At 73.6% G+C, this 26,328-nt stretch carries 24 protein-coding genes; 17 read left to right on the forward strand and 7 right to left on the reverse strand.

All coding sequences use genetic code 11. The annotated features are described in order from the left end of the window. Positions 1 to 70: 70 nt before the first annotated feature. Positions 71 to 985, reverse strand: coding sequence for a LysR family transcriptional regulator (locus tag CLV63_RS18235; protein ID WP_106584350.1), 915 nt, complete (start codon positions 983 to 985; stop codon positions 71 to 73). A 98-nt stretch (positions 986 to 1,083) separates the two neighbouring features. Here CLV63_RS18235 and CLV63_RS18240 point away from each other — a divergent pair, with 98 nt between their 5' ends. From CLV63_RS18240 to CLV63_RS18280, 9 genes are all read left to right on the forward strand, one after another. Continuing rightward, positions 1,084 to 2,376, forward strand: a complete 1,293-nt coding sequence (locus tag CLV63_RS18240; protein ID WP_106584351.1) for a hypothetical protein — start codon at positions 1,084 to 1,086, stop codon at positions 2,374 to 2,376. A gap of 319 nt (positions 2,377 to 2,695) precedes the next feature. Beyond that, positions 2,696 to 3,037 (forward strand): ribosomal protein L7/L12, encoded by a 342-nt coding sequence (locus CLV63_RS18245; protein ID WP_106584352.1) that lies wholly within the window; start codon positions 2,696 to 2,698, stop codon positions 3,035 to 3,037. Positions 3,038 to 3,487: 450 nt separating this feature from the next. Further along, on the forward strand, positions 3,488 to 3,703 hold the full coding sequence (locus tag CLV63_RS18250; protein WP_106584353.1) for a hypothetical protein: 216 nt from the start codon (positions 3,488 to 3,490) through the stop codon (positions 3,701 to 3,703). A gap of 163 nt (positions 3,704 to 3,866) precedes the next feature. Then, entirely contained in the window at positions 3,867 to 4,676 is an 810-nt protein-coding gene (locus CLV63_RS18255; RefSeq protein ID WP_106584354.1) for an endo alpha-1,4 polygalactosaminidase, read from the forward strand. Between the two features lie 150 nt (positions 4,677 to 4,826). Then, a complete protein-coding gene (locus tag CLV63_RS18260; RefSeq protein WP_146165598.1) occupies positions 4,827 to 5,882 on the forward strand; it encodes a hypothetical protein in 1,056 nt (351 codons plus the stop codon). Then, entirely contained in the window at positions 5,879 to 6,346 is a 468-nt protein-coding gene (locus CLV63_RS18265; protein WP_106584356.1) for a hypothetical protein, read from the forward strand. The genes CLV63_RS18260 and CLV63_RS18265 overlap by 4 nt, the downstream gene beginning before the upstream one ends. Positions 6,347 to 6,521: 175 nt before the next feature. Then, positions 6,522 to 6,815, forward strand: a complete 294-nt coding sequence (locus CLV63_RS18270) for a DUF3040 domain-containing protein (RefSeq protein WP_106584357.1) — start codon at positions 6,522 to 6,524, stop codon at positions 6,813 to 6,815. 95 nt (positions 6,816 to 6,910) lie between these two features. Next, the gene (locus tag CLV63_RS18275; protein ID WP_106584358.1) at positions 6,911 to 9,445 is read left to right on the forward strand and encodes an ATP-dependent Clp protease ATP-binding subunit; all 2,535 of its coding nucleotides are present in this window, start codon (positions 6,911 to 6,913) and stop codon (positions 9,443 to 9,445) included. Between the two features lie 129 nt (positions 9,446 to 9,574). After that, positions 9,575 to 9,760, forward strand: a complete 186-nt coding sequence (locus CLV63_RS18280) for a PspC domain-containing protein (protein ID WP_106584359.1) — start codon at positions 9,575 to 9,577, stop codon at positions 9,758 to 9,760. Between the two features lie 421 nt (positions 9,761 to 10,181). Here the strand turns inward: CLV63_RS18280 and CLV63_RS18285 are convergent, their stop codons facing one another. After that, a complete protein-coding gene (locus tag CLV63_RS18285; RefSeq protein WP_106584360.1) occupies positions 10,182 to 11,123 on the reverse strand; it encodes a zinc-binding dehydrogenase in 942 nt (313 codons plus the stop codon). A 136-nt stretch (positions 11,124 to 11,259) separates the two neighbouring features. On the opposite strand from CLV63_RS18285, the gene CLV63_RS18290 reads away from it, so the two are divergent. Beyond that, positions 11,260 to 11,898, forward strand: coding sequence for a TetR family transcriptional regulator (locus CLV63_RS18290; protein WP_106584361.1), 639 nt, complete (start codon positions 11,260 to 11,262; stop codon positions 11,896 to 11,898). A gap of 51 nt (positions 11,899 to 11,949) precedes the next feature. Here CLV63_RS18290 and CLV63_RS18295 read toward each other — a convergent pair whose 3' ends face one another. Next, positions 11,950 to 13,209 carry an FAD-binding protein gene (locus CLV63_RS18295; protein ID WP_106584362.1) on the reverse strand — a complete coding sequence of 420 codons (1,260 nt, stop codon included), beginning with the start codon at positions 13,207 to 13,209 and terminating at the stop codon, positions 11,950 to 11,952. A gap of 169 nt (positions 13,210 to 13,378) precedes the next feature. Between CLV63_RS18295 and CLV63_RS18300 the strand changes: the two genes are divergently transcribed. Both CLV63_RS18300 and CLV63_RS18305 read left to right on the forward strand, forming a co-directional pair. Continuing rightward, complete coding sequence (locus tag CLV63_RS18300; protein WP_106584363.1) at positions 13,379 to 14,881, forward strand: glycoside hydrolase family 43 protein; 1,503 nt, start codon at positions 13,379 to 13,381, stop codon at positions 14,879 to 14,881. A 133-nt stretch (positions 14,882 to 15,014) separates the two neighbouring features. Continuing rightward, entirely contained in the window at positions 15,015 to 16,085 is a 1,071-nt protein-coding gene (locus tag CLV63_RS18305) for an Rv2578c family radical SAM protein (protein WP_106584364.1), read from the forward strand. Positions 16,086 to 16,119: 34 nt separating this feature from the next. Here CLV63_RS18305 and CLV63_RS18310 read toward each other — a convergent pair whose 3' ends face one another. Both CLV63_RS18310 and CLV63_RS18315 read right to left on the reverse strand, forming a co-directional pair. Then, on the reverse strand, positions 16,120 to 16,683 hold the full coding sequence (locus tag CLV63_RS18310; protein ID WP_106584365.1) for a hypothetical protein: 564 nt from the start codon (positions 16,681 to 16,683) through the stop codon (positions 16,120 to 16,122). Positions 16,684 to 16,906: 223 nt separating this feature from the next. Further along, positions 16,907 to 17,458 (reverse strand): DoxX family protein, encoded by a 552-nt coding sequence (locus CLV63_RS18315; protein WP_245928892.1) that lies wholly within the window; start codon positions 17,456 to 17,458, stop codon positions 16,907 to 16,909. A 1,300-nt stretch (positions 17,459 to 18,758) separates the two neighbouring features. On the opposite strand from CLV63_RS18315, the gene CLV63_RS18320 reads away from it, so the two are divergent. Continuing rightward, on the forward strand, positions 18,759 to 19,130 hold the full coding sequence (locus CLV63_RS18320) for a histone-like nucleoid-structuring protein Lsr2 (protein WP_106584366.1): 372 nt from the start codon (positions 18,759 to 18,761) through the stop codon (positions 19,128 to 19,130). Between the two features lie 61 nt (positions 19,131 to 19,191). Continuing rightward, positions 19,192 to 19,869 (forward strand): phosphotransferase, encoded by a 678-nt coding sequence (locus tag CLV63_RS18325; RefSeq protein WP_106584367.1) that lies wholly within the window; start codon positions 19,192 to 19,194, stop codon positions 19,867 to 19,869. A gap of 54 nt (positions 19,870 to 19,923) precedes the next feature. On the opposite strand, the gene CLV63_RS18330 is transcribed toward CLV63_RS18325, so the two are convergent. Further along, positions 19,924 to 21,258, reverse strand: coding sequence for an FGGY family carbohydrate kinase (locus tag CLV63_RS18330; RefSeq protein WP_106584368.1), 1,335 nt, complete (start codon positions 21,256 to 21,258; stop codon positions 19,924 to 19,926). A gap of 304 nt (positions 21,259 to 21,562) precedes the next feature. Between CLV63_RS18330 and CLV63_RS18335 the strand changes: the two genes are divergently transcribed. The 3 genes from CLV63_RS18335 to CLV63_RS18345 are packed head-to-tail and all read left to right on the forward strand — an operon-like array spanning position 21,563 to position 25,649. Then, on the forward strand, positions 21,563 to 23,191 hold the full coding sequence (locus tag CLV63_RS18335) for a bifunctional aspartate transaminase/aspartate 4-decarboxylase (RefSeq protein WP_106584369.1): 1,629 nt from the start codon (positions 21,563 to 21,565) through the stop codon (positions 23,189 to 23,191). Positions 23,192 to 23,227: 36 nt separating this feature from the next. Next, positions 23,228 to 24,928, forward strand: a complete 1,701-nt coding sequence (gene aspT / locus CLV63_RS18340) for an aspartate-alanine antiporter (RefSeq protein WP_106584370.1) — start codon at positions 23,228 to 23,230, stop codon at positions 24,926 to 24,928. A 37-nt stretch (positions 24,929 to 24,965) separates the two neighbouring features. Next, entirely contained in the window at positions 24,966 to 25,649 is a 684-nt protein-coding gene (locus CLV63_RS18345) for a trimeric intracellular cation channel family protein (RefSeq protein WP_211301361.1), read from the forward strand. Positions 25,650 to 25,676: 27 nt separating this feature from the next. Here CLV63_RS18345 and CLV63_RS18350 read toward each other — a convergent pair whose 3' ends face one another. Further along, on the reverse strand, positions 25,677 to 26,261 hold the full coding sequence (locus tag CLV63_RS18350; protein WP_106584371.1) for an ArsR/SmtB family transcription factor: 585 nt from the start codon (positions 26,259 to 26,261) through the stop codon (positions 25,677 to 25,679). Positions 26,262 to 26,328 lie beyond the last annotated feature (67 nt).

A 26,328-nucleotide genomic window follows, 5' to 3' on the forward strand; every position in this document is an offset into this window, starting at 1 on the left:
GCGGCACCCGCGCCAGCGGGTGGCGGGCGCCGAACGCGGCGGGGCGGGGGAAGCCAGGGAGGCCCGGCGGTCAGCCGGTTCCGGCGGCGGGGCTGTGCCGGTGGAAGGCCCGCACGACCGCGTGGACGCCGGGCCGCTCCGTGCTGCCCTCGCGGACCAGCGCGACGACCTCGCGCCCGGCCCCCTCGGCGTCGATCGCCGCGGTGCGGACACCCGGCCAGCGGTGCAGGTCGGCCGACGCCGGGATCAGCGCGACGCCGTGTCCCGCGCCGACCAGGGCGGCGACCACCGTGAAGTCGGTGCTCCGGTGGACGATGTCGGGCTCGAAGCCGCCCTCGCGGCACAGGTCCGGGACGAGCCGCCCGAAGTAGCCGCGCCGGTCTCCGGCGATCCACCGCTCCCCGGCGAGCTCCGCCATGCGGACCGCGCCGCTGCGGTGCGCCAGCGGGTGCCCTGCCGCCACCGCGAGCCGGACCGGGTCGTGGAACAGGTGCTCCCGGTGCAGCCCGGCGGGGACGAGCAGCGGGGACCGCCCGTAGGACGGCACGACCGCGAGGTCGGACTCCGCCGAGCGCACCGCGGCGACGGCGTCCTCGGTGGTGCGCCCATGCGCCTCCACCCGCAGTTGCGGATGGTCGCGACGCAGGTCGGTGAGCACACCGGCGAGGATGCGGACGGCGATGGTCTGCACGACGCCGACACGGACCGTCCCCGACGGCGTGCCGCGGCCGCGCTCCACCGCGGCCTCGGCCTCCTCCAATTCGCGCAGCACGCGCTCGGCCCGCAGCGCCAACTCGGCACCGGTCTCGGTAAGCCGCAGGCCGCGCCCCACCTTCTCGGTCAACGGCACACCCACAGCGCGCTGCACCACGGCGAGCTGGTGGCTCGCCGCGGAGCGGCTGATGAACAGCGCTTCGGCGGCACCGGTGAGGGTGCCCCGCAGGCGCAGTTCGTGGAGCAGCCGCAGGGCCGGCAGGGAGAGCATTGGTGCACGGTATCGAACATTCAGCGGACAAAGGTTGAGCTGGTCTCACGGGCGGGACCTCGGTCTACTGGAGGGCACGACCGACGAACGGAGCCGCCATGACGACCCCCGCCGCAGCCCCCGCCCCGCCCGAACCGGCCGACCCGGCCGGGCTGCCCTACGCCCCCGGCGCGATCCTCGCCGACACGGCGTCCCACCTGGCCAAGCTGTCGGAGGCGTGGGAGCACATCCGGCGCAGGCGCGCGGCCGGACTGCCCTTGTACAACACCACCGGCCTGGAACGGCGCCTCGCGCTGCCCGAGGACCAGGACCCGTGGCTGCTCGACGACGAGTGGGCGGGCGCCGTCTACGACACCGAGGTGCGCTCGCTCGGCCTGGCGCACCTCGGCGGCACCTCCGATCGCCACGACGTGCTCGTCACCAACCGGCTGACCGCCGCGCTGTACGTCGCCATGCAGGTGACCGTGCGCCCGGGGTCGTCGGTGGTCGCGGTCTCGCCCACCTACAGCCACCCCGCCGTCGCCCGCGCCGTCCGCGACGCGGGCGGCCTGCTCGTCCAGACCAGCGGCGCCGCCGCGTTCGCCGCCGCGCTGGCGGACCTGGACGACGTCTCGGCCGTCGTGCTCACCCGGCTCGCCGTCACCTACGACGCGCTCGGCGAGGCGGATCTCCGCGCCATCGTGGCCGCCGCCCACGACCGCGGCGTCCCGGTGGTGGTCGACGACGCAGGTGGGGCACGGGTCGGGCCCGCGGTGCTCGGCCAGCCGCACACCCTGGAGTTCGGCGCCGACCTGGGAGCCACCGGCCTGGACAAGTACGGACTGGACGGCCCGCGGGTGGGGCTGCTCGGCGGGCGCGCCGACCTGGTGGCGGCGGCCCGCGCGCGTGCGTTCGAGCTCGGCGCCGAATGCCGTCCGATGCTCTACCCGGCCGTGGCGCGGAGCCTCGGCGGCTACCGGCCCGAGCGGGTGCGGGAGCTGGTGGCGTCGACCCGCGAGGTCGGCGGGGAGCTGCGGGAGCGACTGGGGTCCTGGGTCGAGGAGACCCCGTTCATCACCCGGCTGCCCGGCGAGGGGATCCGCGCGGAACTGCTGCGCCGCGCGCCGTCGTCTGCGGCGTTGTCGGCGGCGGCCGGTCTCGCCCCGGTGGAGGCGACCGCCGCACTGGCCATGCTGCTGCTGCGCGACCACGGCCTGCTGACGGTGCACTTCGCCGGGATGCCGCCGGGCACGTCCGCGCTGCTCGTCAAGTTCCTGCCGGCGGAGACCATCGCGGCTCTCGGCGGCGCCGCGGCGTTCGCCGCCGCGGTCGATTCGTCACTGGACCGGGCGGCCGCCATCGCGACCGACACCGGGGCCGTCCGCCGCCTGCTCCTCGGCGACGACGGGTAGAGCGGCGGTAGCGGGGGCGCCCTCCGAATAGGGCGCTCCGAGCGGCGGTGCGCGCGGTGCCCCGAGCGGCGGGCGGTGCGCGTGGCGGGCGGGCCGTGTGGGGGTCGGGGCCATGCGGGGCGCGGGCCGAGTGTGGTCCGGGTCGAGCGCGGTCCTGGTCGAGGTCGGTCCGGGACCCGCGGAGTCCTGGTCGAGCGCGGACCGGGGCCCGCGGAATTCGGGCCGACCTGCTTTGCGGCCGTTCGCATCGATGAAATACGCTCCGCTGCCGGGGCTCGGGCGTACCCGGGCCCGTCGGTTCGCACGAATGGTGGTTGCTGTGGCTGGTCTGTTCGATCGTTTGCTGGGGGGTTCGCAGGGCCCCACCCCGTTGACCGAGGAGGCGATCGACGAGGCCCGTTTGCTGATCGCCGAGGACAAGCCCATCCAGGCAATCAAGGCGATCCGGGAGCACACGGGCATGGGCCTGGTCGAGGCCAAGAGTGTCGCCGACGCCATTGCCGAGGGTCGCCCGGTGCCCGGCGCCCCGGTCGCGAACCTGGCCGACCGGGCGCGGGAGCTGCGCGACCAGGACCGGATCGCCGACGCCGTCCGGCTCGTCGCCACCGAGACCGGCATGACCGAGGACGAAGCCGCCCGCTTCATCGGCAGCCTCGACTAACTGCGACCAACTGCGTGATGGGTCACCCGCAGCACCCGGCGCACCGCCCTCTCCTTTGCTGATCTGTTCCCAAGACAGCCGGACGATGATCGCTGACCTGAAGCCCAGACCGCGCCTCTGTCTCGTCCATCCGGCACGGCCGCCCGCCAGGGGCCCCGGCCGGCTCGACGAACCGGTTTCCTCGATCTCGGGTGGACTACCGACTCCTCAGGACCGGCCCTTCTGAGATCGAGGAGACTGATTCGTCAGTGAGGCCAGAGGAGAACACCCGGCGGGCCGTCTGCGGACACGGCAGCGCAGTAGACCATGCGCGTCCGCACCCCACCCCCGCCCCGGCGGATAAGTCCCGTGAGACCCGTGGTGAACTGCCGGTTTGTCGCCGCGGATGCCGGGGCAGCGGCTGCGGACGGCCTTCTGGCACGCATCGTACGACAGGAGGGAGCGGCCGATATGGAACGCGGCAGCGACAAGCACGGGGCGAAGCTCGACGACGAGATGGAGCGCGAGATCCAGGGGATGCTCAAAGGCGGCCACCCCACCCGCGCCAACGAGGAGCTGGAGGGCGAGCCCACGGTGACCGACAGCGGCGAGAGCGCCTTCGACCGCGACGCCGTCCAGCGTGCGGACGGGGAGGAGGGCGGCGGCACCGCCGCCGAACGGGAGTGAACGGTGACCCGCCGCGACCCCCGGCAGCGCGGGTCCCGCGCGACCGTGCAGTCGCCCTGCGCGACCGTGCTGACGCTCCGCACGACCGTGCAACCGTCACGTACGGCCGTGCCGCCGTCCCACGCGACCGTGCCGCCGCCCCTCTGGCGCGGCCGGGTGCGGCGTGAACCGGAGCGGACCGGGGCGCGCGGTGGCGGTCGCCGTCGCGCTGTGCCTGGCGGGCTGCTCTGCCGGTGATCCGGCCGGGCAGGGCCGCCCGCCGGTCCCCGAGGGGGTCGGATTCGACTATCAGATCGGCGGCGCCTCGACCCCCGACAGCGACGTCGGCCTCGTCGTGCGCGACCGTGCGGCGGAGCCCGCGCCGGGCGTCTACTCCGTCTGCTACGTCAACGGCTACCAGGCCCAGGAGTCCGAGATCGGCTTCTGGCGCGCGGACCACGCCGACCTGCTTCTCACCGACGACGACGGCGGCCCGGTGGTCGACACCGACTGGAACGAGCAGCTCCTCGACATCTCCACCGGTTCCAAGCGGGCGGCCGTCGCCGCCGTCGTGGGCGGCTGGATCGCGGGGTGCGCCAAGGACGGGTTCGACGCCGTGGAGATCGACAACCTCGACTCGCCCACACGCTCCCATGGCCTGCTCACCTCGGACGACGCGCTCGCCTACGCCGGTGAGCTGATCGAGCGCGCCCATGGCGCCGGGCTCGCCATCGGGCAGAAGAACGCGGTTGCCGCGGCGGGGCGGGGCGCGCGGGCCGGGTTCGACTTCGCCGTCGCGGAGGAGTGCGCGCGCTACGACGAGTGCGGCGACTACGCCGGCGCCTACCCGGGGCGCGTCTACGACGTGGAGTACCGCAAGGGCGACTTCGACCGCGCCTGCGCCCATCCCGTGCCGGGCGTGTCGGTCGTGCTCCGCGACCTCGGCGTCACCCCGCCCGGAGATGACGCCCACGTGCGCGCCGTCTGCCCCTGACACGCCCCGACCCCCTGACACCCCCGATCCCGATGACGGACCCCGGAACGCGCGCCAATGAGCCGCTGGGCCCATGACGCCCGATCGCCGACTCGCTAGATTCGCCCGGGTGCGGGCGGTTCGTCCGCCTTTGCACGCGGGGAGAGCACTGTGAGTCGTCCATTCGCCGGGAGGTCCGAGCACGGTGCGGGTGCCGTCGAGTACGGGGCGGTGGTCGTCCTCGTCGCCGCGATCGCCGGCGGGCTCTACGCCGCGGGGATCCCCGAGAAGGTCGGCGCGGACGTCGGTGCCGCGGTGTGCGACCTCACCGACCTCACCGACCTCACCGGCGGCACCGGCTGCGGCGGCTCCGACACCCCCGGGTCCGGCGAGGACGAGCGCGACGACATCACCACCATGCAGTACCCGGCCGATCCCGGGGGCCAGGTGTGCCTGCCGCTGTGCGATCCCGAAAGGGGAAACAAGCACCTGGACGACTGGCCCGAACCGCCCATCCACCCGGAGCAGGGCATCGCCATCGATTCGGCCGAGGAGTACGACCAGACGGACATCGACGACGTCTCCGACAAGGTGATGATGAACGGAGTCCCGGGGCACCAGTTGGAGATCAAGAGGACGCAGGCGTACAACTTCGCCACCGGCGGCGACCTCAAGGGCATGGACAACGCGAGCGGTGCCCTGAAGCACTTCCTCGACGGTTCCGGCGAGACGAAGCAGATCGACGCCGACGACCTGCGCAAGGACGTGCCGGAGTTCGACGCCGAGGTGAAGAAGGCGAACAAGCAGATCGGCGCCGACGCGATCGCCGACGCCAAGAAGCGCGGCGTGACCGAGCCGGTGACCTACCCGGTGAGCACCGAGTGGAACGCGTTCGGCTACAACAAGGAGGGCACGGGCTACATCTACGACGACGCCGATTGGATCAACACGCTCGGGAGCTGGCAGTACAACCAGGTCGGCGAGGTCACCGTGTACCCGCCCGCCGAGCCCGACGGCGAGTGGACCCAGACGACCACCACGCAGACCAACGTCAAGAAGTACTACGACTGGGACGAGGACAAGACCGGACCGGCGGTCAAGGGGCCCATGGGCATCGAGAGCGATTTCAGCGAGCAGGACCTGTGGAACATGCACCGCACCGGCATCGCCCAGGAGTTCTGGATCGAGGGGTCCACCGACAAGGAGACGACTGTGGGGACCGGATGAGCCGCGGGAGCCGCGGGATCCTCCTCGGCGCGACCGCCGTCCTCGCCGCCGCGCTCCTCACCGCGTGCGGCGGGCAGGAGGAGGCCGAGCCGAAGGGGCCTCCGACCGACCGGGAGCGCCTGGCCGGGTTCACCGGCCTCAAGGCACCCGAGAACGCGAAGGACCTCACGGTCGCCACCGCGGAGACCGACGACGAGCGCACGCGGATGAAGGCCGCGTTCGGCACCGACCGCAAGGGCGCCGAGCGGTTCTGCCGGGCCGCGAACCTGGGCACCTACCCCGACCCCGAAGGGCCGGGCGAGGAGGAGCAGGAGGCGTTCGGCGTGGGCGGCCGGAGCGTGGGCGGCTCCGTGAGCTGCCGCGGCGTCGACCCGAAGTCCGGCGACGTGCAGCGCGACGTGCTCGTGGTCTACCCCACCAAGGACACCGCGGAGGTCCACCTCATAGCCTACGAGGTCGACTGACCCGATCACCGGGGCACCCGGCCCCGCCTTCTCTCCTGCGCAATGGCCGCCACCAGCGGTGATTCCGCTCCCCAGGGCCCGGGCCGGGCCGACGCCCCGGTTTCCGCACCGGCGGGCCCGGGTAGCGGGGCGCACCGGGAGCCGAGGTAGGACGACGGAGAAGGCCTGGTGGGTCATGTCCCTGTCCCAGTACGACAACGATCGTCTGCGCGCCATCGAGGACCGGACGCGCCGCGAGGACCCCGTGTTCGCCGCGCGGTTCACCCACGGGTGCGCGCAGCTCGGCGACCCGCGCGCCGAATGGCTCCTTCCGGTCATCGCCGCGGTCGTGTTCGCGACCTTGGGCGTCACTGTCCTGCTGTTCTCGCTGCTGCTGGCGACGGACGGCGCCGCCGTCCTCGACCGCACCGGGCCGTCCGGGGCGAGCGCGCCGCCGGTGCGCGACGGCGTGCGCGTGAACGCGCCATGACCCGGACGCCGGAAACCGCGCCATGACTTGGGCGCCGGAGATCGCGCCATGACCCGGGCGCCGGAAACGGGTGTCCGCGGAGAGGAGAGGTGACCATGACGACCGACCAGGGCGGCGGGTTCGACCCGCGTTCCTTCGAGGAGTTCCTGGCGCGCTTCTTCGGGCCCGGCGGCGCGCGCCGCCCCGCGCAGCGCGTCGACCTGTCCCGGCTGATGGACGACTCGGCGCGCCAGGTGGTGGCGCAGGCGATCTCCCGCGCGGCGGAGACCGACCACAGCGACCTCGACGCGTCCCACCTGCTGTGGGCCCTCGCGAACTACGAGCCGGTCCGGGAACTGCTGATGCGCACGGGCGCCGACCCGGCGGCCCTTGAGCGGTCCGCCGCGGCGGAGGCGCAACGGGCACCCGAGGCCGGGCCGGGCCCGCCCATGCTCACCCCGTCGGCCAAGCGCACCCTGCTCGACGCGCACCAGATCGCGCGCTCCCTCGGCCACGCCTACATCACCCCGGAGCACCTCGTGTTCGCGCTCGCCGTCAACGGCGAGTCGCCGGCCGGCCGGCTGCTCGCGGAGTCGGGCGTCACACCGGAGGCGTTGCAGAACGCGGGGCGTTCCCGCGGCGCGGGCGGCGACGACGGCGGGTCCGCCTCCGGCGCGCCGAGCGCGACCCCGAACCTGGACGAGCACGGCACCGACATGACCGCGCTCGCCGCCGAGGGGCGGCTCGACCCGGTGGTCGGCCGCGACGACGAGGTCGAGCAGACCATCGAGGTGCTCGCCCGCCGCAGGAAGAACAACCCGGTCCTCATCGGCGACCCCGGTGTGGGCAAGACCGCCATCGTGGAGGGGATCGCGCAGCGGATCAACGACGACGACGTCCCCGAGACGCTCAGCGGGCGGCGGCTGGTCCAACTCGACCTCGCGGGCGTGGTCGCGGGCACCCGGTACCGCGGCGACTTCGAGGAGCGCTTGCAGAACCTCATCGAGGAGATCCGGTCGCAGGCCGACCGGCTCCTCGTCTTCATCGACGAGGTGCACACGGTGGTGGGCGCCGGCGGCGGCGAGGGGTCGATGAGCGCCGGCAACATGCTCAAGCCCGCGCTGGCACGCGGTGAGCTGCACATCATCGGCGCGACGACGATCGACGAGTACCGCAAGAACATCGAGAAGGACGCGGCGCTGGAGCGGCGGTTCCAGCCGGTGCTCATCTCCGAGCCGAGCGTCGCCGACACCGTCGACATCCTGCGGGGCCTGCGCGACCGCTACGAGGCGCACCACCAGGTGCGTTTCAGCGACGACAGCCTGGCGGCGGCGGCCGAGCTGGCCGACCGCTACATCTCCGACCGCTTCCTGCCGGACAAGGCGATCGACCTGGTCGACCAGGCCGGCGCGCGGGTCCGGCTGCGCGTCAAGACGCCGAGCGTCGACCTGCGCGAGCTGGAGCAGCGGCAGCGGGAACTGGAGGCCCGCAAGGAGCAGGCGGTCCGCGACGAGGACTACGAGCAGGCCACCGAGGTCCGCGACGAGATCGGCCGCACCCGCGAGGCGATCGGGCGGGCGCGCGCCGAGGGGCCGACCCAGGTGCCCGAGGTCGGAGTGGTGGACGTCGCCGAGGTCGTCTCGCGCATCACCTCGGTCCCCGTGGCGCAGCTCACCCAGGAGGAGCGCGCCCGCCTGGTCGGGCTGGAGGAGCGGTTGCGCGCCCGGGTGGTGGGGCAGGACGAGGCGGTGGCGGCGGTCGCCGAGGCGGTCCGCCGGTCGCGCGCCGGGCTGGCGGCACCGGACCGGCCCATCGGCAGTTTCATCTTCCTGGGCCCCACCGGTGTCGGAAAGACCGAGCTGGCGCGGGCCCTCGCGGAGTCCCTGTTCGGATCGTCGGAGCGGATGATCCGGTTCGACATGAGCGAGTTCCAGGAGCGCCACACCGCCAGCCGGCTGACGGGCGCGCCGCCCGGGTACGTGGGCTACGAGGAGGCCGGTCAGCTGACGGAGGCCGTGCGCCGCCAGCCCTACGCGGTCGTGCTGCTGGACGAGGTCGAGAAGGCGCACCCCGACGTGTTCAACCTGCTGTTGCAGGTGCTCGACGACGGCCGGCTCACCGATGGGCAGGGCCGCACGGTCGACTTCCGCAACGTCGTGATCATCATGACGAGCAACCTGGGGTCGGAGTTCATCACGGGCGGCGGCCCGCTCGGGTTCGCCGTCGCGGACGCGGCCGACCAGGGCGCCCGCGACCGGATCATGCGCCGGCTGGAGGAGGAGTTCCGGCCGGAGTTCCTCAACCGGGTGGACGAGATCATCGTGTTCGCGAAGCTCGGCGACGGCGAACTGGCGCAGATCACCCGCATGATGCTGGACGAGACCGAGCGGCGGCTGCGCGCCCAGGACGTCACGGTGCGGTTCACCGACGACGCGGTGCGGTGGCTCGCGGCGAAGGGCCACCGCCCCGAGTTCGGCGCGCGCCCGCTGGAGCGGACGATCCAGCGCAATGTGGGCAACCGGTTGTCCTCGATGCTGCTGGGCGGCGAGCTCGTGCCCGGCGCGCATGTCGTGGTGGGGGCGGCCGACGGCGAACTGACCTTCGCGGTGGAGCTCACCGCCGCGGAGGATCCGCGCGCGGTCACCGGCTGAGCGCGGGACCGCCGCGGTAGGGCGGTAGGTCCGCGCGATCGTGGGTAGGGCGGCCGTTGCCGGGGCAGCGGGGGAGGGAACCGCCGGAACCGGCGGTCCGTGATCGAGATTCAAGGAGCTGCAATCGTTATGGCATCGACCGGTCTGGTTCGGACCAGCGACGGCGTCGTCGCCGGGGTATGCGGCGGCCTGGCGCGGCGCTTCGGGTTGTCGCCGTTCCTCGTGCGGCTGCTGTTCGTGGTGTCGTGCGTGCTTCCCGGTCCGCAGTTCGTCATCTACATCGCGCTGTGGATCGTGATGCCGAAGGAGCGCTGACCGGCGCGGTCCCGCCGGTGCGGGGGCGCCGGTGCGGGGGCGCCGTGCGGCGCCGTGCGGCGCCGGGCCGCCGGGGTGCGGGGCGCGCCGCCGTGGTGCGGGGCGCAGGTGAATCGGGGGAATACCGAGCGGGGGCTCCCCGTTATGACGGGTGCGGGCGGGCACGGTTGAAAGTGTCCCCCGGGCTCCATTTCGAAGCCTTCGCGGAATACCGCGCGGGTACGGCCGCTCCGGCGGCGGTCCCGCGGTCTCGGAGCCGCGTTGTGCGCCACGCCGTGAGGCGACCGCCGTGCCCGCCCGTGCACCGTGGGGCGGTGGGGCCGGGTGATCACCCGGCCCCACCGCCCCACGGTTTTTTGCGGCGGTAACGCCGTTCCGCCCCCGCGGCCGCGCGCCCCCGCCCCTGAACGCCCCCGCAGGCTCAGTGGGCGCCGTGCGGTGCGATCTCCAGGACGGCCTTGCCCCGGACCCGCCGCCCCAGCAGCGCTTCGACGGCCTCGGCGGCGCGGGACCAGTCGCCGCGCCAGGTGACATGGGGGTCGATGCGGCCCGCCGCGACCTCCCCGGCGAGCCAGGTCAGGTCGGGGCCGATGTCGCGTTCTTCGAGGAGGTGGAAGCTGACGAGGGAGCGGTCGTGTGCGCCGCCGTCGCCGCGGAGCGCCCCGAGGTCGAAGACCGCTGGCGCCCCGGCGGAGTGGCCCACCGAGACGAGCACGCCGCCCTTGTCCAGTAGGGCGTAGGCGGCGACGAGGTGCTCGCCGCCCAGTACCTCGATGGCGCCGTGCACCCGCTCGGTGACGTCGTCGAGCGACGCCACCACGTCATGGGCCCCCAGCGCTCGCAGCCCCTCGGCCTGGCCGGGGTCGGCGGACAGAGCGGTGACGTGGGCGCCGCCGCGGGCCGCCAGTTGGACGGCGTAGCGGCCGACACCCCCGGTGGCACCCGTGACCAGCACGCGGCGGCCCAGGAGGGGCCCCACCCGGCGCAGGGCGCGGAGCGCGCTGGTTCCGGCGACCGGGATCGTGCTGAGCGCGCCGAAGTCGGCGCCCTCCGGCGCGACGCCGAGGTTCCCGGTGTCGACGGCGCGCAGTTCGGCCCATGCGCCCGCGGCGGCGACCGTCGTGACGGGGGTGCCCACCGCGGGACCGGAGCCGTCGGCGGCGGGCCGCACGACGATGCCCGCGGCGTCCCAGCCGAGGAGTGCGCCGCCGGGCGCCTCGGGGAGCAGGGAGTCGGTCTCGCCGCGGTTCAGCGAGATCGCCCGGACGGCGACCAGCGCCTGCCCCGGGGCGGGTTCGGGGTCGGCCACCTCTGCGTGGGCAAGACGGCCGCGGGCCTGGGGGTCGACGACGAGTGCGCGCATGGCGGTGCTTCCTTGCTCGTGTTCCTTCGCGGTTGTGACAGCAGAATAATGCCACTGAGTGCCATTTGCGCACAAGACGCATATGCGATGGATAGGCGAATGCGCATGCGGGGCCGTGGCGCGCTAGGCTGGCGGGATGAGCACCGGCAGTCCCCGTACCGGCGAGCCGTCCCTGCCGCTCCGCGAACGCAAGAAGCTGCGCACCCGCCGCGCCCTCATCGGCACCGCGCTGGAACTGTTCACGGAGCGCGGCTTCGACCACGTCACGCTCGACGAGCTGGTCGACCGGGTCGAGGTGTCCAAGCGGACCTTCTTCCGCACCTTCGCCTCCAAGGAGGACGCCGCGCTGGCACCGGAACAGGAGTTCTGGGCGGCGTGCGTCCACGACATCGCCGACCGCCCCATGACCGGCCCGCTGCTCGGCGTCCTGCACGCCGCACTCGTCGACGGCCTGGACGCGATGGACGACGGCTGGGCGGCCCGGTTCCGCAGCAGCCGCCGGCTCGCCGACGCGACCCCCGCGCTCATGGCCCACAGCCTGGCGTTCTGCGCCCGGACCACGGCAGAGCTCGCCGGACTCCTGGCCGAGCGCCTCGGCCTGGACCCGACGGACTCCCGGCCCCGCCTGGTGCTGGGGGTCATGCTGGCGGCGTGGCACCTCGCACTGGACGAATGGTCGGCCGACGGCGGCCCCGGCACCCGCGAGACGCTGGCGGAGCACGTGGCCGCGGCGCTCGCCGACGTCCCGCGCGCGCTGGCGCTCACCGCCCCCTGACCGGGAGCGCGGCCCGGCGCCGCTGCCGCCGAGTCGCGGGGCGCGGCCGGTTCAGAAGGCGGCGGTGTAGGCGTTGCCGAACTTGCCGGCCGGGTCGAACGAGCGCAGCAGCGCGCCGAAGTCGGCGGCGCGGTCGTAGCGGGCCGCCGTCTCCGCCGGGGTGTCGGCGGTCAGCTTCGCCCAGTGCGGCCGGGCGCCCAGCGGCATCAGTTCGGCCTCGACGGCCGCGACAACGGGCAGCACGGCCGCGGTGTCCTTGACCCAGGTGAAGTGCAGGGCGACCGAGTCGCGGCCGTAGGCGGGGCTCAGCCACAGGTCGTCGGCCGCCACGGTGCGCACCTCCGCGACCTGGAGGAGCGGCGCCATGCGCGGGCCGAGCCGCCGCAGGGCCGCGAACGCCTCGGGTGCGGCGGAGCGGGGGACGAGCAGCTCCGACTGCACCTCCTCACCGTGGCTGGGGGTGAACGCCGCCCGGAAGTGCGGCAGGCGCTCATGCCACGGCCCCGGGACGCCCAACTGCTCGGTGCAGTGCACCGGAGAGACACCGGGCAGGGGATGGTGCGGCCGTTCGGCGCGGTGCGCGCCCAGCCACCGCCGGGGCATCGGCCCGGTTCCGTCGCTGTCGGCGCGGCGCTTCAGCCACGCGACCCCTTCGCCGCTGTGCCAGTCGGTGAACACGCTGACGCTGTAGGCGGCGCCGAAGACGGCGTCGACGTCCGCCGCCATCCGGTCCAGCGGCAGGCCCGTGTAGACCCACTGGGCGACGTCGAAGGCCGGTTCGATGTCGAGGGTGACGTCGAGGACGATCCCCAGTCCGCCCAGTGCGACGACGGCACCGCGCAGCAGCTCCGGGTCCGCCGCCCGGCTCAGTTCGCGCACGCCGCCGTCGGCGCCGACGATCCGCAGGCCGGCGACCGCCGCGGAGAGGCTGCGCCGAGTGTCGCCCGAGCCGTGGGTGCCGGTCGCGCAGGAGCCGGCGACGGTGATGTGCGGCAGTGACGCGAGGCTGCCCAGGGCGAAGCCCGCGGCGTGCAGCGGGCCGGCGATCTCGGCGTAGCGCATGCCCGCGCCGACGGTGGCGGTCCCGGCCGCGGCGTCGATCCGCACCGTTTTCGGCAGGCCGTCGAGGCGGACCAGGTCCCCGCTGGTGTCGGCGATGCGGTTGAAGGAGTGCCCGGTGCCCAGCGCCCGGACGCGGTCGGCGGCGGCCACAGTGGCGCGCAGCGCGTCGACCGTCGCGGGGCGGTGGACGCGCGCCGCACCGTAGGTGATCGTGCCCGCCCAGTTCGTCGCGGGACCGGTGGTCGGCATCGGTGATCCTGATCTGCTCGGCGGGTTCGGCGGTGCGCCGCACCGAACCTACGCGCTGGGTCGGCCGCGGTCGACGGGCGGGCCGCTCTTTCGCCGCGGCACCTTTACCCCACGTTTACAACGATGTAAAAAAAGAAGGTCGTCTTTCCTCTCCTGACGGGAAGCAGCCATGCCACGACGCACGTCCCCCCGCTCGACACGTCGCGCGCTGTCCATCGCAGCACTGCTCTTCGCCGTGCTCACCATCCCACCGGCGGCCGGCGCGACCGCCGAACCGGTGGAGCGCCCCTCGCCCGCGGCGGCCGGCGAGTTCCGCAACCCCCTCAACCCCGGCGCCGACCCCACGGTCGTGCACCACGACGGCGACTACTACCTGTCGGCCACCCAGGGCGACCGCATCTCCGTCTGGAAGTCGTCCAGCCTCGCCACCCTGCCCAACGCCGAGCCGATTGAGGTCTGGCGCGACAGCGAGCCGAGCCGCAGCACCGAGCTGTGGGCCCCGGCGATGCACCGGTTCGAGACCGCGGACGGGCCGCGCTGGTACATCTACTACACGGCGGCCGACAGCAGGCTGACCGATCCCAAGGAGCGCGACGCCAGCCACCGGCTCTACGTCCTCGAATCGGCCGGCGACGACCCGGCCGGACCCTACGAGTTCAAGGCGCAGATCGCCGACACCGGCAAGTACGCCATCGACGGCGAACCGTTCCTGCACGACGGCAAGCCGTACTTCGCGTGGAGCAGCCCGGGCCGCGGCTTCGACGGCGGCCCCCAGCAGGTCTACGCCGCGCCGATGAGCAACCCGTGGACGGTCACCGGCGACCCCGTCGCGCTCCCCGGCGACGGCGGCTGCCCCGAGGTCAGGGAGGGGCCGACCCCGCTGTACCGCGACGGCACGACGTACCTCACCTACTCCACGTGCGACACCGGCAAGCCCGACTACCAGATCTGGTCGATCCGGCTGGGCAAGGGCGCCGACCCGATGGACGCCGGGGCCTGGGAGCAGCTGCCGGGCCCGCTGTTCAGCCGCAACGACGACGCCGGTGTGTGGGGACCCGGGCACCACTTCTTCTTCAAGTCCCCAGACGGCACCGAGGACTGGATCGCCTACCACGGCAAGAACACGTCGGAGCGGACCTACACCTTCCGCTCGACGCGCGCGCAGCGCATCGGCTGGAACGCCGACGGCACCCCCGACCTCGGGCGGCCGCTCGCCGCGGGCGCCACACAGCGGCTGCCCTCGGGCGACCCGGGAGCGGGCAGCACCGCGATCGACGACAAGGACACCGGCACGACCGGCAACCGGGTCTCCTACAAGGGCGACTGGACGGCCGGCGCCACGTGCGGCGCCCACTGCTTCTACGGCGACGACCACTACACGGCCCAGGCCGGCGCCACCGCCACCTACCACTTCACCGGATCGCGGATCGCGGTCTACGGCTCGCTCGACACCGACCACGGCTACGCGACGTTCTCCGTCGACGGCGGCCCGCCCTCGGACCCGGTGAGCTACCACAACCCGCTGCGGGTGGGGGAGCAGCGCACCTACCTCAGCCCCGAACTCGGCCCCGGCGAACACACCCTGACCGTGACGGTCACCGGTGACCGGCCGGAAGGCGCCACCGACTCCATCGTCACCATCGACCGCGCGGAGGTCTACCCCGCGTCCTGACACCGCGCCGGGGCCCGTGCGCCGCCGCATCGGCGATGCGCGGGCCCCGTGCGGCGCACAACGGGCCGCCGACCTGAGCGGATGCCGCGGCCGCCGCTGGACAGATCATCGAAAACATGTTCGAATCGGCGTCGTGCGATGGGAAGAACTCCGCGAGGACCACGACGACGACGCGCTGTTCGGGCGTGCCGCCGTGGCGGCGCCACCCGAGCGCGGCCCGGGCCGCGGCGGGCTGCGCGCCGCCGCGGCGGGGCCGGTCCTGGCCGGTGCCGACGGCGACCCCGTCGCCATCGAGATCCGGGCCCGCTCGATCATCAACCGGGTGCCCGGAGCGGCCGCCGTGCCGTTCCAATGGACGATCAACCCCTACCGCGGGTGCGGCCACGCGTGCGTCTACTGCTTCGCGCGGCGCAGCCACCAGTACCTCGACCTCGACTCCGGCCGCGACTTCGACACCAAGATCATGGTCAAGGTCAACGCCGGCGCGCTGCTGCGCACGGAGCTGGCCCACCCGCGCTGGGCCGGCGCGCCCATCGCCATGGGCACCAACACCGACCCCTACCAGCGCGCCGAGGGGCGCTACCGGCTGATGCCGCAGATCATCGCCGCCCTGCGCGACTTCGCGAACCCGTTCTCCATCCTCACCAAGGGCACGCTGATCCTGCGCGACCTCGACCTCATCGAACAGGCGGCGCAGCGGTGCGAGGTCGGCCTCGCCGTGTCGGTGGGCTCGCTCGACGAAGAGGTGTGGCGCACGGTCGAGCCGGGCACCCCGCGCCCGCTCGCCCGGCTCGACGTCGTCCGCCGGTTCGCCGACCGCGGCCTCGACTGCTCGGTGCTCATGGCGCCGATCCTGCCCGGCCTGACCGATTCCGCCGAGCACATCGAGGAGACCGTCGCCGCCATCGCCGCTGCGGGCGCCCGCCGCGTCTCACCGATCGTGCTGCACCTGCGCCCCGGCGCGCGCGAGTGGTACCGCGCCTGGCTGGAGCGCGAACACCCGCGCCTCCTGCCCCGCTACCGGGCGCTGTACCGGGGCGGCTCCTACGCCCCGAAGCACTACCGCGACACCATCGCCGCGCGGGTGCGCGAGGCGGCGCAGCGGCACGGGCTCGTCCGCCCGCCGTCCGGCACGGGCGGCTTCCGCGGCGAGCCCGCCCCGGAGCCCGGTCCAGCACCAGCCGAGCAGCTCCGCCTCCTCTGATCCCCGCCGCTGGCCCCGCCCCTGGCCCCCAGCGTCACGGCGCGGCGGACGTGCGGCGCACCGGCGCCGGGAGCGGCGCGGCGGCGCGCCGGGCGATCCGGCCCCATGGCTTGAACACCGAGAGCAGGACCGCGGCGAGCAGCAGCGTCGGCGCGACCACCACCGGGGCCAGCAGGCCGCTCGGGTCGGCGCCCGCGGCGGTCCCCTCGGCCACGCGGCGGCCGTACTCCGCCGCGTCGCCCAGCCCTGGGCGCAGCGCGAAATAGATCAGCACGCACATCCCGACGTTGATCACCAGCTTCGCGGCGACCCACCAGTAGCGCACGAGCCCGTACTTGCTGCCGAGCCCGAGGACGGAGCCGGTCACCAGGCAGCACAGGGCCGCGGTGAGCATCGGCCAGACGGCGAAGAGCTCCAGCGCCTGGAACGAGGTCGCGGCGACGGCGGGGTCGTCGGTCAACAGCCCGGTCACCACGAGGATGCCGAGGGTGGCGTCGATCCCGATCCACGCGCCCGCGGAGACTATGTGCGTCACCAGGACGGTCTTTCGGGTGCCTGCGCCCAGGCGGGGGAAGGACTGGGGCTGCGGTGCGGCCATGATCGGGCTCCTCGCTCGTCGTTCCGAGTGCCACCATGGTCGTCGGCCGCAGGTCGCAGCACATCCGTTGACGTGCTGATATGCCGCTACGCAGTACTGCGTAGCCGGCGCGGCGGCGTCCCCGCACACGGCTCCGCCCCGCACACGGCTCCGCCCCTCAGATCCGGACCCGGGGATCTGAGGGGCGGTGCGGTGGTGCGGAGCCGAGCCATGGGCCGGCCTGTCAGGCGGCCAGTTCGGCGTCGAGCGGTTCGTCGCGCTCCGACTCGCGGTCGGGGACGAGGCGGGCGCCCAGGGCGTGCGCCCCGACGACCAGGCCGGCCGCCACGAGGACGATGTCCTTGAGGACGTACTGGGCCGCGAGCGTCGGCGCACCGGGGAACAGGTCGGTGAAGAGCAGCACCAGCGGCGACATGATTCCGACCAGGGCCATCGCCAGCACGCACAGGCCGGTCTTGAGGAACCTCTTGGTGAGGAGGGTGATACCGATGAAGCACTCGATGACCGCCGTCATGACCATCGCCGCTCCGCCGGTGACGATGCCGAAGGTCAGCATCTCCACGGTGGGGACGGTGAGCCCTTCGGCGGGACTCAGGCCGGGGAAGAATTTCAGGACGCCGAAACCCAGGAAGACCAGTCCGACGCTGACGCGGAGGACGTCGATGCTGTGGCGGGCCAGCAGCCCGGTGCCCACCCGCAGCGCCTGCTCGGCGGTGGCGGTGATCCGGCTCGGTACGCGGGCCTTGAGGCTGTTCTTCGCGGCTGCGGTCGACATGTTCCTGCTCCAGTTCCGTGTGCTGTTTCGATGTGCTGTTTCGATCTGGGACCAGAATCTCCGTTCGCGGCGTCGGGGTCGTCGGGCGTGGGGATGCTCTTGCGCTACGCCGTCCCGTGTACCGCGGGCGGCCGGGGATCGGCCCCCGGGCGCAGAGGGCCCGGGGCGGTCGCGTAGCCCGGGGGCGGCTCCCTGGTGCCTGGGGCGGTGTCGGCCCTGAGTCGTCCCCGACCCCGAATCCGCCGGTCACGGCCGCCGCCAGGGTGCGGCGGCACGTTAGGGGGCCGTGCGCGGTGCCGGCGGTCCCGTAGGTGGCGGTCGGGACCGCGTCGTCCCGCCTCTCAGGGGCTTCCCGTACCGCCGGGGGCGCAGGCGCGGTCCGCCGGGAGGCGGAGCGCGGGCCCCGCAGCCCGGCGGGGGAACTCCGACGCGTGGACGCCCGCGGCGCGCGAGGGTTGCCGGTGGCGCGGCGCGCATCACGCGCACGCGGTGCGGACGACCGCGGCCGCCCCCGCTCCGACGTATTCGGTGTACGCCGATCGCGGTGGACCGGGGCCGACATCATCCCGAGACCGGGCGGGAATTCCGGGCGCGACGCGACGACGGAATTCCCGGCCGCCGTTCACGCCCGGCCGCGGATCCGGGCGGGCCCGGCGCGTGCGCCGCGCGGGCCGTGCGGCTAATGCGGCGTATTCGGCGGCGCCGGGCCGGAGGGGATATCAGAGGCCCCTTCCGCCGATTCAGCCGGGGTGCCAATGCCGGGGTTTACCTCGATCACATCGGCGCCGGTCCCGGTGATTCTCCGCCCCGCGCGGCGCGGTGCCGCGCAGGGGGCGGCCGCCCGGCCCGCGGGGGTGTCTGGTCTAATGCGTCGGAGTCGGCATCGGGAATACGGTGCGCCACCATTAATGCCGATCCGAGCCCATCCTGGAGCGGTGGTCGCCCCGGGGCGGAGTTCGGCGGGCGGAGTGCCGATATGCCCGCGCTTTTCCGGCGGCGCTCGGGCCCGTCCGCGGGTGCCCGGTGCGGTGGTGCCGGTGGTTCTCCGTGCCGTTCCGGTGGCCACAGTGATCTACTCAAGGTATGGCGATCGCCACTATCGGTATTCATGGCGCGTTGCGGTAAGTAATCGTCAGGCGGGGTTCCGGGCGCTCGAATCGGCAGGCGGACGCCATGGCGCGGCCGATGGTACCGGCCGATTATCCCCGTGATATATGGATGATTCACCACGTGGCGAATGGACATCACTCCGTACGGCTGTATGCTGCCCTCAGCCGTAAATTACTATCGGGGTGGAGAAATGGCGCAGAAGACGATCGTAGAGCTGATTGACGACCTTGACGGCACCGAGGCCGAGGAGACTGTTTTCTTCGGCATCGACGGTCAGCTCTATGAGATTGACCTGAGTAAGAAGAACGCCGACAAGCTGCGCAAGACGCTGGGCCGGTACAAGGAATCGGCGCGCAAGGCCAATGCCAAGCCGGCGAAGAAGAGCACCCGCACCTCTTCCCCCCGCGAGGACACGGTGCAGATCCGCAAGTGGGCGAAGGACAACGGCTACACCGTCAACGAGCGGGGCCGCATCCCGCAGAGCATTGTCGACGCCTACCGTTCCGGCACGTCGGCGAAGCAGTCCGGCGTGGGCGACCCCTTCGCGGCGAACGGCTCCTGATCCCGCGGCCCGCCGCCGCGGGGGTGCGCGGCGGGCCGACCGGCACGGCTACCATCGGCCGATGCGGATCGGGGCATTGCTGGGGTCGGGGCGCACGGCCGACGTGTACGCGATCGACGGCGACCGCGTCCTGCGCCGGTACCGCGACGGCACCGACGCCGCAGGCGAGGCCGCGGTCATGGGATACCTGGCGGACCGCTCCTATCCCGTCCCCGCCGTCGACACCGCTGCCGCGCAGCGGCACGCGCTCCCGCCGGGCGACCTGGTGCTGCGGCGCCTCTCCGGGTCCACGATGCTGGCCGCCCTGCGCGCGGGCACCATCGCGCCCGCATCGGCGGGGGAGACCCTCGCGGGGCTGCTGACCCGGCTGCACGCCATCCCGGCGCGGCGCTCCGCCGACCCCCTGCACCGCGTCCGCCACCTCGACCTGCACCCGGACAATGTCGTCCTGACACCGGACGGCCCGATGGTCATCGACTGGGCCAACACCGACGAGGGCCCGCCGGGGGTCGACAGCGCCCTCTCGGCGCTGATCCTCGCGCAGGCGGCGGTCGGCACCGCGGAGGGCCCGTTGGCGCGGGCGACGCTTGCCGCCCTGCTGCGGCACCTCGACCCCGGCGTGGGCGAGGCCGACCTCGCGCACGCCCGGGCGTACCGGGCCGCCAACCCGACCATGACCCCCGCGGAGCTGCGCGCCCTCGAACGCGCGGTCCCCCTGGTCCGCGCCCTGCTGCCGTAGGCCCGCCGCCGCGTCGGCTGCGGCGCGGCGTCCGCAACGGACCGCGGACCGGGGTCAGGGCCGCGAGGCCGGCGGGATCGGGGCGTCGGTGCTCGCCGCGGCGAGGAGGGCCGCGCCGCGGACCGAGGCCTCGTGGACCGGCACGGGGTCGAGACGGCGGCCCAGGACGCGGCGGAGCAGCGCGAGCCAGCGGGGGTCGCGGGCGCCGCCGCCCGCGACCCGCACCGGGGCGGCGCCGTCCGGTTCCAGGGCCGCGACCGCGTCGGCGATGCCGCCCGCCACCCCGCGCAGGACCGCGTGCAGCAGGTCGGCGCGGTCGTGTCCGGCCTTCAACCCGGTGAAGGCGCCCGCGGCGAGGCCCGCGCCGCGCTCCGGTGCGAGGTGCGGGACGAAGACCGGCGCCCCCGCCCCGTCGCCCTCGGCGGCGGCGTAGAGCTCGTCCCAGGTCGCCCCGAACACCCGCACCGCCCATTCCAGGGCGAGACCGGCGTTGGCGATCGCCGAGAGCCGGTAGTACCCCTGCGGGGCGGCGGTGCGGAACACGTTGGTTCGCGGGTCCGGCGCGGGGCCGATCCGGTCCGCCAGCGCGACGACCTGGGCGCCGGTGCCGATGGTGAGCTGGACGTCCCCGGGCCGCAGCGCCGCGCCCAGTGCGGCGGCCGCGGTGTCGGCGGCCCCCGCGGCGACCGGGGTGCCCGGCCGCAGGCCGAGCGCGTCGGCGGCCTCGCGGGTGAGGCCGCCCGCCGACCGGGCCGAGGGCAGCACCGGGGCGAGGAGGTCGCCCCGGAGCCCGAGGCGGGCGGCGACGTCGTAGGCCCAGTCGTCGGCCGCCAGGTCGTACAGGAGGGTGCCGCTGGCGTCGCTCGGCTCGGTCGCGGCCCGCCCGGTCAACCGCAGCCGCAGCCAGTCCTTGGGCTGCAACGCCCAGCGGGCGCGCGCCAGTGCCGCCGCCTCGTGGTCGGCCAGCCACACCAGCATGGGCCCCGCGGCGCCCGGCATCGGGGGGTTTGCGAGGCGGGCGCGCGCGTCGCCGGGCAGCGCGGTGAAGCGGTCGAGCCGGTCGGCGGCGCGGCCGTCCGGCCACAGGATCGCCGGGCGGACCGCCGCGCCGTCGGCGTCGCTGAGTACGACCCCGTGCATCTGCCCGGACAGGCCGACCGCCGCGACGCGGTCGGCCCGTCTGGCCGTGCAGGCGCGGACCGCCCGTGCGGCGGCGTCCCACCACAGCCGGGGGTCGATCTCGGCCCAGGACGGGTCGGGGCTGCTCAGTGTGTACGCCGCGGCGGACACGCCGTGCAGTTCGCCGCCGCTGTCCAGGAGCGCCGCCTTGACCGAGCTAGTCCCCAGGTCCACGCCGAGGTACAGGGGGCCGGTGGGACCAGTGCTCATCCGCCGCACCGGGCCGTGCCGCCGGTGCGGCGCCGCGCGGCGGCCGCGGCGGTCGCCCGCCCGGTGGCGGCGGCCCCGGCAGCGGGGCGGGTTCCGAGCGTGGTCACATGCGCTCCTTCGCAGGGCCGGTGCCGGTCGGTCGGCGGGGGGTGTCGCCCCCGTGCCCCATCCTCGCCGACCCGGCGCCGCGGCGCGCGCCCGGGAGGCGTGCGGGGTACGCGGCCCCGCACGAGCAGTGTGTCGTCGGTAACTTCGGGTAATTGCTCCGTTACATTTCTGGTGGTGTCGAGCCCGGAGGAGACCGATGACCGACCTGGAGACCAGCCGCGAAGAGCAGCGTCGGCTCGAATCGCTCAGCCCGTTCGAACTCAAGGGCAGCCTGATCGCGCTGGCGGGCGAGCACAAGCAGAAGGACGCGCACGCCATGCTCAATGCCGGGCGCGGCAACCCGAACTGGACCGCGACCCCGCCCCGCGACGCGTTCTTCCTGCTCGGCCGCTTCGCCGTGCGCGAGACCAAGCGCGACTGGGACGAGTGGCCGGCCGTGGGCGGCATGCCGCGCGCGGACGGCATCGCCGAGCGGCTGAGCCTCTTCGTGGACCAGAACGCAGGGGAGGAGGGCGCCGACCTACTGCGCAGGATGCTGAACCGGGTGGCCGGCGACGGCGCCGACGCGTTCGTCCACGAGTTCGTGGACGGCATCATCGGCGACAACTACCCGGTCCCCGACAGGATCCTGCCGAACGTCGCGGGCGTCGTCCACGAGTACCTGATGAAGGTGCTGTGCGACGGGCGGACCCCCGACCGCCCCTACGAGCTGTTCGCGACCGAGGGCGGCACCGCCGCCATGTGCTACATCTTCGACTCCTTGCAGGTGAACGGGGTGCTGAACAAGGGCGACCGGATCGCCCTGATGACACCGATCTTCACCCCGTACCTGGAGATCCCCGAGTTGGAGCGGTACTCCTTCGACGTCACGCACATCGCCGCCTCGCGGGACACCGACCAGGGCTTCCACACCTGGCAGTACGACGACGCCGAGATCGACCGCCTCGCCGACCCGGCCATCCGCCTGCTGTGCCTGGTCAACCCGAGCAACCCACCGTCGGTCATGCTGTCCCCGCGCACACTCGACCGCATCCGCGAGATCGTCGAGACGCGCAACCGCGACCTCGTCATCGTCACCGACGACGTGTACGGCACCTTCGTCGACGGGTTCACCTCGATCCTGGCGGCGGCGCCGCGCAACACCATCGGCGTCTACTCGTTCTCCAAGTACTTCGGGGCGACGGGGTGGCGGCTGGGCGCCATCGCGCTGCACCCCGACAACGTGATCGACGAGCAGATCGCCCGCCTCGGCGCAACCGCCACCGAGGCGCTGCACAAGCGCTACTCGTCCATCTCGCTCGACCCCGCCGGTCTCGCCTTCATCGACCGCATGGTCGCCGACAGCCGCTCGGTCGCCCTCAACCACACGGCGGGGCTCTCGACGCCGCAGCAGGTGCAGATGGCGCTGTTCGCCCTGTTCGACCTGACCTACGCCGCGGGCGAGTACCAGGACATCGCCAAGGAGGTCATCCACCGCCGCCTCGCCGCACTGGCCGAAGGCGCGGGGGTGCACCCGCCGCACAACGCGCTCCAGGCCGGCTACTACGTCGAACTCGACCTGCTGAGCTGGGCCGAGCGGACCCGCGGCGCCGAGTTCGCCGCGTGGATGCGGGCGAACTACGAGCCCGTCGACCCGATCTTCCGCCTCGCCCAGAACGACTCCGTGGTGCTGCTCAACGGCGGCGGGTTCGACGGCCCCGAATGGTCGGTGCGGGTGTCCATGGCGAACCTGACGCACGAGGCGTACGAGCAGATCGGCCGCGACCTGCACGAGATCGGCGAGTACTACTACGCCCGGTTCACCGACGAGCGCGGCAGGGCCTGACCGGCCGCACGCCACTTCGACGCCAAGGGGGCCGCCATGGGCGGATGGCTGATCGAGCTGTTCAAGGGGACGCCGGAGGTCGCGCTCTTCGCGTCGCTGGCGGTGGGCTACGCCGTCGGCAAGATCCCGTTCGGGCCCATCCGGCTGGGCGGGATCTGCGGCACGCTCATCACCGCGCTGGTCCTCGGGTACTTCACCGGCGCCGTGCTGAGCGACGGGGTGAAGAACCTCGCCTTCGCGCTGTTCATCTTCGCGCTCGGGTTCAGCAGCGGGCCGCAGTTCTTCGCGAACCTCAACCGCAAGGGGCTGCGCTACCTGGGGTTCCCGATCATCGAGATCGTCGCGGTCCTCGCCGTGGTGCTGTCCTTCACCGCGCTGATGAAGCTGGACCAGGGGACCGCGGCCGGGCTCATGGCGGGCGGCGCCACCGAATCGGCCGCGCTGGGCACATCGTCGGAGGCCATCGGCCGCCTGGACGTCTCCGCCGCCGAGCAGCGGACGCTCCAGGCGAACGTCGCCACCGCCTACACCATCAGTTACCTGTGCGGCCTGATCACCATCGTGCTGCTCACCAGCCAGATCGCGCCACTGCTCATGCGGTTCGACCTGCGCGCGGAGTCGGCGAAGCTGTGGCAGCAGCTCAGCGGCGGCGGCCCGGCGATCGAACCCGGGCAGAGCCCGGCGCTGCCCGACCTCGTCGGGCGCGTCCACCGGGTCACCGCGGCAGCGGGGCGGACCGTCGACGAGGTCGAGAAGGCGCTCCCGGGCCGGGCGACGATCGAGCAGGTCCGCCGCGGCGACCAGACCCTGAAGGGCCATTTCGACCTGCGGTTGGCGGCGGGCGACATCGCGCTCCTCGTGGGCCGCCGCCATGCCGTGGTCGGCGCCGAGGACGTCATCGGCCCGGAGCAGGCCGACGAACCAGGCCCCGAGGTGGTGCTGGAGAGCCGCGACATCGTCCTCACCCACCGCAACATCAACAACCTGACACTGGCCCGCATCACCGACATCCTCGACCCGGAGCTGCGGCAGTCGGTGTTCGTGCAGCGCATCACCCGCACCGAACGGGAGATCCCGGCCCTGGGCAACACGCGGTTGCAGACCGGCGACGTGGTGACCGTCTACGGCGCGCCGAGCGACGTGCGGGAGGTCGAGCACATCCTCGGGTACCCGATGGCGGCGCCCGAGAAGACCGACTACGTCTACCTCGGAATCGGCCTCGTCATCGGCATCCTCATCGGCCAGATCAGCATCCCGGTGGGCAGCGCCGACCTGACGCTCGGCACCGGCGGCGGCGCGCTGCTCTCCGGGCTGGTCTTCGGGTACCTGCGCGCGAAGCGGCCGACGTTCGGCTCGCTGCACCCGGCCGCGGCCTCGGTGATGAAGGACTTCGGGCTGACCACCTTCATCGCCGCCGTCGGCCTCTCGGCCGGGCCGCAGGCGCTGGACCTGCTCGCCAAGTACGGCGTGGTGCTGCCCATCGCGGCGGTCCTGACCACGCTGATCCCGGCTATGGCGTCCCTGCTGATCGGGCGCTACCTGCTCAAGATCGAACCGCCGCTGCTCGTCGGCGCCGTCGCGGGGCAGCAGTGCAGCACCCCGGCGATCAGCCAGATCCTGTCCACGGCCGGCAACTCCGTGCCGATGATCTCCTACACGATCACCTACGCCATCTCCAACATCCTGCTGCCGCTGATGGGCCCGGTGACCGTGGCGCTGGCGGGGGCCGTGGCCTGACGGCGCCCGCGCGCCGACGAACGGGGGTGGGAACGCAGTGGACGACCTGGTCACCGCGACGGCGCTGTCGGAGGTCACGCGCGTCCTCGACCTGGCGGGGGTGGCGGCGAACGCGGCGACGTCGGCCGCCATGGCGCGGGCCCTCGGCAACGACCTGTTCGGGCTGCTGGCACTGGGGGTCGTCGCGGGCCTCGGCGGCGGCATGCTGCGCGACACACTCCTCCAGCAGGGGCCGCCGGTGGCGCTGACCGACTACGCCTACCTGCCCACCGCGATCCTCGCCGCGCTGGTGGCGGGCCTGGTCCGGGTCGACGACCGGGTGTGGTGGACGGGGACCCTCGCCTGCCTGGACGCCCTCGCCGTGGGCTGCTGGGCGGCGGCGGGCGCCGAGCGTGCGCTCTCCGCGGGGATGTCCTGGCCGGCCGCCGTCATGTTGGGCACCCTGACGGTCATCGGCGGCGGGGTCATCCGCGACGTCCTGCTCCAGCGCACGCCGCAGGTCTTCGCGGGCGGCCCGCTCTATGCGACCTCGGCGGTGCTGGCCGCCGGGACGGTCGCCGTCATGGCGCGGCTCGGCCACACGACCACCGGCACCCTCGTGGCCCTGCTGGTCGGCGGCGGCCTGGTGCTGATCGCCCGGTGGCGCGGGTGGACCATCCCCGTGCTGGCGGGGTGGTCGCCGCGGATGCCGGCCCGGCGGCAGCGGCGCGGCCCCGGCTGACGGTCCGCGGGCGGACGGCGGGCGGGGTCACTCGCCCGCGCCGGGGGAGCCGGGGTCGGGGTAGGCCAGGAACCGGGTGTGCATGAGCCGGCTCTCGGGGTCGGCGTCCGCGGGGTCGGACCAGTAGCGGCCGAGCAGTGCGATGTAGTCCTCGAAGAACGCGTGGAGCTGCTCGGGTGTGACGCGGATGGTGCCGCGCGAGAACGGGAACGCGTCGCTCCACGGGTCGTCCGGCGCCATGTCGGCCTGCGCCGCGATGAAGTCGCGCATGTCCTGCGCGTAGGCGCGGCGGCCGAGCTTGTCGAGGACCTTGCGGGTCTCGGGGTCCTGCTCGCTGCGCAGGGGGAAGCGCAGGTCGGCGGATGACGCCCGCCACCAGCGCTCGCGCCCGTGCGCGCGGTCGGGGACCTCCTCGACGAAGCCGTGCCGGGCCAGTTCGCGCAGGTGGTAGCTGGTGGCCCCGGTGTTGAGGTCGAGGTGGCGGGCGAGCGACGCCGAGGTGGCGGGGCCCGCGCTGCTGAGCTGTTCGAGGATCCGCTGGCGCCGCGGGTGCGCGAGCGCCTTGAGGGCCGCGATGTCGCCGACCGTGCGCTTCCCCGGGTTCTTCGCCATGACGGCACGCTATCTGTGCACAGATAGGTAGGCAACTACTCCTCACCAGGTGGTGCAGGCACCACTT

Origin of the sequence: Murinocardiopsis flavida (assembly GCF_003014485.1) — a bacterium.
Lineage (GTDB): Bacteria > Actinomycetota > Actinomycetes > Streptosporangiales > Streptosporangiaceae > Murinocardiopsis > Murinocardiopsis flavida.